This is a genomic window from Alkalibacterium sp. m-11, from assembly GCF_054658155.1.
On record NZ_BAAGIR010000199.1, the window covers coordinates 1 to 2,785 of the forward strand.

At 32.2% G+C, this 2,785-nt stretch carries 4 protein-coding genes; all 4 read right to left on the minus strand.

Annotation, left to right across the window (positions count from 1 at the left end; translation table 11 throughout):
• Positions 1-566: G8 domain-containing protein (locus tag ACYQ2O_RS11560; RefSeq protein ID WP_459796659.1), on the minus strand; the 566-nt coding region annotated here is incomplete at its 3' end.
• 129 nt (positions 567-695) lie between these two features.
• The gene (locus ACYQ2O_RS11565; protein WP_459796660.1) at positions 696-1,214 is read right to left on the minus strand and encodes a PilW family protein; all 519 of its coding nucleotides are present in this window, start codon (positions 1,212-1,214) and stop codon (positions 696-698) included.
• Positions 1,215-1,413: 199 nt separating this feature from the next.
• Entirely contained in the window at positions 1,414-1,581 is a 168-nt protein-coding gene (locus ACYQ2O_RS11570; protein ID WP_459796661.1) for a prepilin-type N-terminal cleavage/methylation domain-containing protein, read from the minus strand.
• Between the two features lie 43 nt (positions 1,582-1,624).
• The gene (locus ACYQ2O_RS11575; protein ID WP_459796662.1) at positions 1,625-2,635 is read right to left on the minus strand and encodes a DUF7305 domain-containing protein; all 1,011 of its coding nucleotides are present in this window, start codon (positions 2,633-2,635) and stop codon (positions 1,625-1,627) included.
• Positions 2,636-2,785 lie beyond the last annotated feature (150 nt).

Here is a 2,785-nt window from a genome sequence, read left to right on the forward strand (position 1 = left end):
AACAAATTAAAGCTAAGCTCAACGCGATTTCCTAGATCAATTTTTTTATTTCCATAATGGTAGATGTCTACAGTAGCTGTATCTATTCCCCTACTTTCATAAGTTAGTGAAGATGAATTATTCCAATTAGTATCCTCAAGATAGAAAGTAACCTTATTGCTCCCTTTAATTATTACCTTGCCACTATTACCAACTGTTAATTTTCTAACATTTAGAAGGATGTCACTATTACTTGCATCAATTGTTAATACTCCACTATTCTTAATATCTATCTCCCTATAGCTAGCACTTGAATTGATAGTATATCTACCACTGTTTGGAATTTCAATCTTTTCCTTGGAATCATTTAGGGGTATATCAGGAAAAATAAATTCTTCATATTTAGTTTCAAGTTTAAGATCTACATCTCCTAATATTTTTGCACTATTTCCTATGTCTACACTTTTTGCTGCAACATCACCTTTAACCTGTGCACTGTTTTTAAGAACTATATTCCCATCTGTAAAGATAGCATATTTGATATCTAATAAATTTTTCCGTGCATTTGTTGGCGTAGTTGTTTCCATACGATCACCCTTTCTATTATTATATTATAGCGTACGTGTTTACGTACGTCAATAATGTCAAACACCAGGGACAGTTCTTTTTGTTTGTAAGATCCTTCTATGGCTTAGGATTACATTCCTCATCAAGGCTTATGGTAGAAGATAAAAAATTTCATTATTAACTAAATCAGTAATCCCCAACTCCATATTACTAGGATCCATATTTTCTAGAGGTATATTTATGGCCAATTGATAGTCTGACTTATTATTTTCTTTTATAACTATATTAACTATAATGATTCCGTCCTTATGATCAAGCTCTAATGAACGCCAGCTCCCAGTGACCAGCTTTTCTTCTAAGGTTCTATTATCCCCAATATATTCTGATTTTACTAAACCATTGTTAACTACACTTAGGGAAAAGTATTTATCTGATAATCCACTCTTATGGGAAGTGATTTTGCTGGCATATCTAAGTTCATTATTAAGATGTTCTGCTACGATCCTAGCTTCTTGTTGAGCTAGTCCTCTGTCTCTCGTTGCTGTAAAAGATTTATTACCTATGGAAACCATGGAATATAGAATCGGTATTATTAGAGCTATGATTGCAATTGTTACTATTACTTCTATTAAGGTCAGGCCCTTATTATTTAATCTTATCCTATTCATCAGACTCACCTCTAGAAAGAGGGACAAATGTAATTAGTGTCTGATTAGTCTCTTCAATTCTTACGGTGATAATCTTACCAGGAACTTCTTTTGATTGTACAGTTATTGTCTTAGGTTGGCTATTTACAGATACCTTCCTACCATCATCCAAAGTGTATACTGGTCTTATTTCACCATTTTGTTTTACATTTGTTATGGCTTAATCCATTACTTCTTGAATGCTATATAAGTCTTCAGTTCTTTCCCCTGCCTTGGCTACGTTAGTAATTCCTGTACCAAAAATCTCAAGTAAAGCTATGCCTAATATACCTATAATTGCAATTGTAATAATAACTTCTATTAAGGAAAATCCATCTTGGTTTTTCATAGCTCACCTCTATTTATAATATCCTGGTTTGTATTGGGTGGTTTTATTCCCACCTGAATAAATCACTTATATAGGCTTCATTATACTCTACATAAGAACTGTTTCCTAATTCTACTTGGTTTGCTACAATCGCTCCGTAAACTCTTCCACTATTTTTTATATCGACATTAGCATTTACCGCATAAATTAGGCCTTTATAATTAACAGAGTTATTAACATCCACTTTTCTTCCATTACTAAATACATTTCCTCTTAAAGCGCTGCTATTTTTTAAATTCAAATCCGCTTCTTTTATAAACAAATTAAAGCTAAGCTCAACGCGATTTCCTAGATCAATTTTTTTATTTCCATAATGGTAGATGTCTACAGTAGCTGTATCTATTCCCCTACTTTCATAAGTTAGTGAAGATGAATTATTCCAATCAGTATCCTCAAGATAGAAAGTAACCTTATTGCTCCCTTTAATTATTACCTTGCCACTATTACCAACTGTTAATTTTCTAACATTTAGAAGGATGTCACTATTACTTGCATCAATTGTTAATACTCCACTATTCTTAATATCTATCTCCCTATAGCTAGCACTTGAATTGATAGTATATCTACCACTGTTTGGAATTTCAATCTTTTCCTTGGAATCATTTAGGGGTATATCAGGAAAAATAAATTCTTCATATTTAGTTTCAGGTTTAAGATCTACATCTCCTAATATTTTTGCATTATTTCCTATGTCTACACTTTTTGCTGCAACATCTCCTAATATTTTTGCATTATTTCCTATGTCTACACTTTTTGCTGCAACATCACCTTTAACCTGTGCACTGTTTTTAAGAACTATATTCCCATCTGTAAAGATAGCATGTTTGATATCTAATTCACTTTCACTCTCTTCCGCCTCCATCACTTTTACAACAGTATTTTCAACTTCATTAACCTCTCCAACAGATGTAATTAATAAATCTTCACTATCTTCACCTGAATTTCCACATGCAGTTAAGGAAAATACCATTATGGCTGCTAACAATAATGCTCCAATTTTTTTAATTTTAATCATTTTACACACTCCTTATTTTTGTTAGTTAGTGTCAATACTTTCTTTTAATAATTGCTTACAATGGTTGTTATATCAAGGAAAAGCAAAAAAACACTTGCCCCTCCCCTAAATCTCGTTCAAAATAGTAGGTACCAACCAAACTACTTCCAA